Genomic DNA, 6,484 nt, shown 5'->3' with positions numbered 1-6,484 from the left:
AGCAGCCGCCCGATCAGCGTCGACTTGCCGTCGTCGACCGAGCCGCAGGTGATGAAGCGCAGCAGGCTCTTGTTCCGATGCTGGACCAGATAGGCGTCGATGTCCTCGGCGATGAGACTTTCGACCTGATAGACGCTGTCCTGCGTACCCGTGGCACTGGTCACGCTTGCCATCAGAAATACCCCTCCTGCTTCTTCTTCTCCATGCTGGCGTCGCCGGCATCCTTGTCGATCGCGCGGCCCTGGCGTTCCGAGGTGGTGGTCAGCAGCATCTCCTGGATCACCGCCGGCAGCGTCGTCGCGTCGCTTTCGACCGCGCCGGTGAGCGGGTAGCAGCCGAGCGTGCGGAAGCGGATCGAACGCGTCGTCGGCACCTCGCCGGGCTTGAGCCGGAAACGCTCGTCGTCGACCATCAGCAACAGCCCGTCGCGCTCCACGGTGGGGCGGGGGGCGGAGAAATAGAGCGGCACGATCTCGATGCCGTTCAGGTGGATATATTGCCAGATGTCGAGTTCGGTCCAGTTCGAGATCGGGAACACGCGGATGCTCTCTCCCTTCGCCTTGCGCGCATTGTAGAGGTTCCACAATTCAGGCCGCTGGTTCCTGGGGTCCCAGCGGTGGTTGGCCGAGCGGAACGAGAAGACGCGCTCCTTGGCGCGGCTCTTCTCCTCGTCGCGCCGCGCGCCGCCGAACGCCGCGTCGAAACCGTATTGGTCGAGCGCCTGCTTCAGCCCCTCGGTCTTCCACATGTCGGTGTGGAGCGGGCCGTGGTCGAACGGATTGATGCCGCGCGCCCGCGCCTCGGGATTCCGGTAGACGAGCAGCTCCATGCCGGCATCGCGCGCGGCGCGGTCGCGCAGCTCGTACATCGCCTTGAACTTCCACGTCGTGTCGACATGGAGCAGCGGAAAGGGCGGGGGGCTCGGGTAGAACGCTTTCCGCGCGAGATGCAGCATCACCGCCGAATCCTTGCCGACCGAATAGAGCATCACCGGCTTCTCGGCCTCGGCCACCACCTCGCGCAGGATGTGGATGCTTTCGGCCTCGAGGCGCTGGAGATGGGTGAGTGTCGTCGCGGAAGGCATGGCTGGTCCTTGTTTCTCGCCGGAGGCATATCGCTTGCAGCACTCCCATCACCTCCCATATGGGAGTAGAGACATCGTCATGCCGATCAGTCGCCACGATGAAACCGATCTGCTGACCGTGCTGTACGAGGGCGCACTCGACGATCCGCCATGGTCGGCCTTCCTTGCCCGGCTGCGCCGTCGCACGGCGGCCGACTATGCCGCGCTGCTGGTCCGGCCAGCGGGTGCGCCCAGCGATCCCGCGACCGAGCAGTCGATCGCCGCCTTCGCCTCGCCCATGCCGCGCCGACGGCCGCTGGCGGCTCTCTATCGCCGGGCGCCGTCGCTCTACCACGCCTTGAGGGTCGGCCGGGTCCATACGCGGGAGGAGTTCCTCGGGGCGGACGACGCGGACCATGCCGCCCAACTCGCCCCAGACACGCTCGGCCACCTTCGCCTGATGCGGGTGCGCGAGCCCGACGGTGCCAATGCGTGGCTCGTCCTGGGGCGGGCGGGGCAGGATTTCTCCGCCACCACGGGTTCGCTGCTGAGCGCGCTCGGCGCGCATCTGTCGATCGCACTGCGCCTTTCCGCAGCCATCGATCGCCAGCGCGATCGTGCGTTCGTCGCTTCGACCGCGCTTAGCCGCCTCGGGATCGGCTGGCTGACGATCGATGCGCGGGGACGGGTAATCGATCACGACGATTATTCGGGACGGCACTTCGTCCGGCACATGCCGTTGCAGGACAGTGCGAGCCGTTCGGCGGCGGACGAGATCGCCGCCATCATGCGCCGCGCCGACGGGCGGCCGCGCGCCGTCCGGCTTTCCGGCGAGCCGCGCGTCGACATCCTGATCCTCCCCCTGCCGCGCCAGGCGGAGGCGGGCGCTATCGCGGCGGTCTATGTCGATGCCGAGGACCATCCCGATGCATCGACGCGGGAGGCACGCAGCGCGGCGCTGCGAGCGCTGTTCGGGCTGTCGCCGACCGAGGCCAGGCTGGCCGACGCGATCAGCCGGGGCGAGGCCATTGCGCGGGCGGCGGCGCGGATCGGCATCACCGAGCAGACCGCGCGCAATTATTCCAAGCGCATCTACGCCAAGACGGCGACGTCGGGCCAGGCGGACCTCGCCCGGCTGGTGCTGACCGGGCTGGCCGGGCTGGCCTGAGCCGCCGGCTCAGGCGGCCAGGCGCAGCAGCCGGCCGGGGCGCGCGCCCGTCTCCTGGTCGTTCCGTCGCGTGACCACGCCGTTGACGATCGTCGCGAGATAACCGCGCGATTCCTGGAGGAGACGCGGGCTGCCCTGCGGCAGGTCGAACACCATGTGCGGCATGCCGTTGCCCAGCCGCTCGAAGTCGATCACGTTGAGGTCGGCGCGGCGTCCGACCTCGACCACGCCGCGATCCTTGAAGCCGTATATGTCCGCCACCTGTCCGGTCAGCTTGTGGATCATCTGTTCGAGCGGGAGCGTCGGTCCGCGCGTGCGGTCGCGCGCCCAGTGGGTGAGGTGATAGGTCGTCATCGAGGCGTCACAGATCATCTGGAGGTGCGCGCCGCCGTCGCCCAGGCCGCTGATCGTATCAGGATGGGCGAGCATTTCGCCAACCGCGTTCAGATCGCCATCGGCATAGTTCATCATGAAATTGACGAGCATGTTGCCGCCCTCGCCCTCGGCATACATGTCATAGGCGACTTCCTGGAGCGTCTTGCCCTCAGCCGCGGCGATCGTCGTCAGCTTCATCGACTCGTCGGGTTCATAATCCGCCGGAGGGCGCATAACGTAGAAGCGGTCGAGGATCCTCGCATAGATTTTGGCGGATTCGAGGATGCGCCGGGACGGCGCCTGCTCGACCGGCACGTTCCTCTCGGAGAGGATCGCGGCGCGGCGCGCGGGGTCGCGCATCGCCGCCGCGCGCTCGGGCAGCGGCAGGTGAGCGATCTCCAGATAGGACGGCCGGCAGCGGAACGGGTGGTAGCCGTCGAGCGCCAGCAGCATCCCGACGCCGCGCGCCGCGACCTGCGGATGGAGCTCCAGCCCCGCGGCATTGGCGCGTTCGGTGGCAGCGAGCATCTTGTGCCAATCGTCGGGATCGTGATTGAACTGATGGAGCAGGTAGCTGACTGGTCGCCCCGACGCGCGGGCGATCGCCTCAAAACGGCCATGCTCCTCGCCACGCTCCTCGGGCGAGGCCTGGGTTCCCATCGAGTCGCCGCCGCCGCCAAGCGGCACGATCTGGAACACGCCCCGCCCGGTCTCGCCCATTGCGCGCGCCAGCGCCAGAACCTCACGATCTTCGGCGAAGGTGCCGAAGACATGCTCGCCGATGCTGGAGCGATGCTCGAGGATGCGCGATCCTGACACCCCGACCGCGCCCGCCGCCATCGCCTCGCGGGTCAGCCGCGCCATCTCCGCGATATCCGCGTCGGTCGCCTTCTCGTGGCTCAGCGCGCGGTCGCCCATGACATAGACCCGGAGCGGCGCATGCGCGAAATGGGTGGCGACGTCGATCGTATATTCGCGCGCGTCGAGCCGGTCGAGATAATCAGGGAAGCTTTCCCAGTCCCAGTCGAGCCCTTCGTCGAGCACGATGCCTGGGATATCCTCCACGCCCTCCATCATCTCGACCAGTTTCTGGCGATAGCCCTGCCGCACGGGCGCGAAGCCGACGCCGCAATTGCCGCCAATCGCAGTGGTCACGCCGTTGGAAAAGCTCGGATCGAGGCGGTCGTCCCACAGGAACTGGCCGTCATAATGCGTATGGACGTCGATGAAGCCGGGGGTGACAAGCGCGCCGTTGGCGTCGATCGTCTCGCGCGCCTGGCCGTCAACGGCACCCACCGCGACGATGCGGCCGTCGGTTACCGCCACGTCGCCGGGACGCGCAGGCGCGCCGGTGCCGTCGATGATGGTGCCGTTGCGGATGATCATGTCGAACATGGGTAGCTCCAGGATAGGTCGTGTGCTAAGCCGTAACGCCGTGTACCATGCGAAACATTAGCGTGCGAGTGGCGTGCGTGCCCGCATCGTATCATGCGGATTGCTGGCGGGGCGATCAACGTCATACCCCTTTTGGCCGTCCAAAGACAGGTCGCACATCGTCCATGTTGCGGCTTGAGTGTTGCAATTTATGATATATGACGTATCACGTTTATGGTCACCGCTATATCAGAGTCAAGGCCGTTGGATGCGCGCCAGGTTAAGACGCGAGCCGCCCTCCGCGGCGCGATGCTCGATCTCTCGCGTGAGCAGTCGTTCGCCAGTATCCTGATCGGTGACATCGCGCAGCGGGCGGGGGTCGGCTATGCGACCTTCTTTCGTCATTATCGCGACAAGGATGCGCTGCTGGCCGATGTCGCCGAGGATTTCATCAGCGACACGATCGCCATGCTCCAGCCGCTGGTGCGTGCCGCTGACAGCTCGTCGGCCGCGCTGGCGCTATGTCGCTGGGTCGAGCGGCGGCGCCCGATTTGCGTCGCGCTGCTGGTTGGCGGCACCGGCAATGCGGTACGCGCGCAGATCCTGGCCCGCGCGATCGAACGCGTCGACCTGTCGGAGACGGCCCGGACGTCGTGGCTGCCGGAAAGCCTCGGTCCAGGCTATATGGTAACATCGATCCTCACGCTCCTCTGCTGGTGGCTGGAGCAGGGCCGCGACCGGTCGGCGGAGGAGATGAGCGTCATCATCGACCGGCTGGTGCTCACGCCGGCGCTGATCCAAATGTATAGGAACCCAATGTATAACGACCCTGTCACGGAAGCTGGAGGTAGAGGAAATGACTGAATTCCCGACTGGAGACGTCACCGCGACGTTTGATTATCTGCGCGATCCGCCGACCGACGATCCTGATGCGCCGCTATGCTATTATACGGAGGACCGCAGCAAGACGACGATGCGCGTCGTGCCGGTGCAGATGCCGATCGTCGACGGCCGCCCCCGGGTCGCCAGCTTCAGCCTTGATCGCGAGGGGTTCGAGCTGGTGCCGCACCGTTCGGCGATCACCGACTTCATGGATCGCGCCCAGCTCGAAACCGTCTATCCGGACGAGGCGGCCGAGCTGATCCGCAACGTGACCGGCGCCTTCTTCGCGGTCGGGCTTGGGGTTGGCGTGCGGTTCGGCCGCAAGCGGACCGACTATGTCAAGGCCGGCGATGACCAGCCCGCCCGTTTCCCCCATGCGGATTTCACCGACGAGACCTCGCAGACCATCCTTGATCAGGTTGGCGAGACCCTCGACGGCTATTCGCGCTGCGCGCTGTACAATGTCTGGCGCGTCTTCTCCGATCCGCCGCAGGATTTCCCGCTGGCGGTCTGCGACGCGCGGACGGCATCGCCCGCGGACGAAGCGTCGGCCGAGGCCATACTCGACCTGCCCGGCAGTGACGAGCCGTTCCGGTCGATGACAACCGTCTATCGGCCGAACGGCGCCAACCGCTGGACCTATTTCAGTAACATGACGGTCGACGAGGCGCTGGTCTTCAAGGCCTGGGATTCGGACAAGAGCAGGTCGCAACGCGTGCCCCACAGCTCGTTCGCCAACCCCCTGACGGGACCGGATGCGCCGTCGCGCAGCAGCATCGAGTCGCGCGTGCTGGCATATTTCGCCTGACGGAGGAGCTTGTACGATGGTGATGCCGGTCGCCAGGCACCGGCATCACCATCGCGATGTTGACCCGCCGGAGCTTGCAAGCGGCGAGCGGGGACCGCAGCACGCTCAACGGCGCCCAAATAACAGCGCGCCCGCGACGGGACGGGATCGAAGCATGGCGAAAAGGGTGTTGCCGCGTCTCACCGTGGACAACCGGTTCTTTTGGGAAAGCGGCGCCGACGGCAAGCTGCGCTTACTGCAATGCCGGGATTGCGAGACTTTCGTCCATCCGCCTTATCCGGTCTGCCACGCCTGTTTGTCCGACCGGCTGGAGCCGCAGGTGGTGGTGGGCACCGGCACGGTCGACACCTACACTGTCAATTACCAGAAGTGGCGGCCCGACCTGGACGTGCCTTATGTCATCGCGCGGATCGCCATTGACGGCGCGGGGGACGTCATATTGACGAGCAACGTCGTCGGCTGCCCGGCCGAGGAGGTGCGGATCGGCGACAAGGTGCGGGTCGTGTTCGAACGGCAGGACGACGTCTATCTTCCCCTCTTCGAGAAGGTGGCCTGAAAATGGCGTCGAGCGAAGCCTATATCACCGGCGTCGGCATGTCGGCGGTCGGTCGCCGCGTCACCCGCCATCCGATGCTGCTCACCGTCGATGCGATCAAGGAGGCGCTCGACGAGGCGGGCCTCACGATCGGCCAGATCGACGGGGTCTCCACCTATCCGGGGAGGATGGGCGGCTATCTGGGCTTCTCGCCCGTCGGCGCCGAGGATCTGGTCGAGGCGCTGCGCATCAAGGCGACCTTCTTCGCCGGCGGCGTCG

Annotated in this window: 6 protein-coding genes and 1 pseudogene; 5 read left to right on the top strand and 2 right to left on the bottom strand. The window is 66.3% G+C overall.

All coding sequences use genetic code 11. The annotated features are described in order from the left end of the window. Positions 1-172 precede the first annotated feature (172 nt). Entirely contained in the window at positions 173-1,084 is a 912-nt protein-coding gene (cysD, locus tag ACFE7K_RS15265; RefSeq protein ID WP_375399051.1) for a sulfate adenylyltransferase subunit CysD, read from the bottom strand. Positions 1,085-1,163: 79 nt separating this feature from the next. Between cysD and ACFE7K_RS15260 the strand changes: the two genes are divergently transcribed. After that, positions 1,164-2,231: a helix-turn-helix transcriptional regulator gene (locus ACFE7K_RS15260; protein WP_375399050.1), complete on the top strand. Its 1,068-nt coding sequence runs from the start codon at positions 1,164-1,166 to the stop codon at positions 2,229-2,231. Between the two features lie 9 nt (positions 2,232-2,240). On the opposite strand, the gene ACFE7K_RS15255 is transcribed toward ACFE7K_RS15260, so the two are convergent. Continuing rightward, positions 2,241-4,001 (bottom strand): amidohydrolase family protein, encoded by a 1,761-nt coding sequence (locus ACFE7K_RS15255; protein WP_375399049.1) that lies wholly within the window; start codon positions 3,999-4,001, stop codon positions 2,241-2,243. Positions 4,002-4,289: 288 nt separating this feature from the next. Between ACFE7K_RS15255 and ACFE7K_RS15250 the strand changes: the two genes are divergently transcribed. The 4 genes and pseudogenes from ACFE7K_RS15250 to ACFE7K_RS15235 all read left to right on the top strand — a co-directional run. Continuing rightward, complete coding sequence (locus tag ACFE7K_RS15250; protein ID WP_375399048.1) at positions 4,290-4,844, top strand: TetR/AcrR family transcriptional regulator; 555 nt, start codon at positions 4,290-4,292, stop codon at positions 4,842-4,844. Beyond that, complete coding sequence (locus ACFE7K_RS15245; RefSeq protein ID WP_375399047.1) at positions 4,837-5,670, top strand: CmcJ/NvfI family oxidoreductase; 834 nt, start codon at positions 4,837-4,839, stop codon at positions 5,668-5,670. Before ACFE7K_RS15250 ends, ACFE7K_RS15245 begins: the two co-directional genes overlap by 8 nt. A gap of 16 nt (positions 5,671-5,686) precedes the next feature. Then, positions 5,687-6,226 (top strand): Zn-ribbon domain-containing OB-fold protein, encoded by a 540-nt coding sequence (locus tag ACFE7K_RS15240; protein WP_375399046.1) that lies wholly within the window; start codon positions 5,687-5,689, stop codon positions 6,224-6,226. A 2-nt stretch (positions 6,227-6,228) separates the two neighbouring features. After that, positions 6,229-6,484, top strand: a pseudogene (locus ACFE7K_RS15235) (thiolase family protein); the annotation flags it as partial.

The organism is uncultured Sphingomonas sp. (assembly GCF_964244265.1).
Classification (GTDB): Bacteria; Pseudomonadota; Alphaproteobacteria; order Sphingomonadales; family Sphingomonadaceae; genus Sphingomonas.
This window is presented reverse-complemented; position numbering and strand designations above follow the sequence as displayed.

Excerpts from the sequence above, each read along its gene's own strand:
- ACFE7K_RS15245 (WP_375399047.1), top strand. The coding sequence starts at position 4,837 with ATGACTGAATTCCCGACTGGAGACGTCACCGCGACGTTTGATTATCTG.
- ACFE7K_RS15255 (WP_375399049.1), bottom strand. The coding sequence starts at position 4,001 with ATGTTCGACATGATCATCCGCAACGGCACCATCATCGACGGCACCGGC.
- ACFE7K_RS15250 (WP_375399048.1), top strand. The coding sequence starts at position 4,290 with ATGCTCGATCTCTCGCGTGAGCAGTCGTTCGCCAGTATCCTGATCGGT.
- ACFE7K_RS15260 (WP_375399050.1), top strand. The coding sequence starts at position 1,164 with ATGCCGATCAGTCGCCACGATGAAACCGATCTGCTGACCGTGCTGTAC.
- ACFE7K_RS15240 (WP_375399046.1), top strand. The coding sequence starts at position 5,687 with ATGGTGATGCCGGTCGCCAGGCACCGGCATCACCATCGCGATGTTGAC.
- cysD (WP_375399051.1), bottom strand. The coding sequence starts at position 1,084 with ATGCCTTCCGCGACGACACTCACCCATCTCCAGCGCCTCGAGGCCGAA.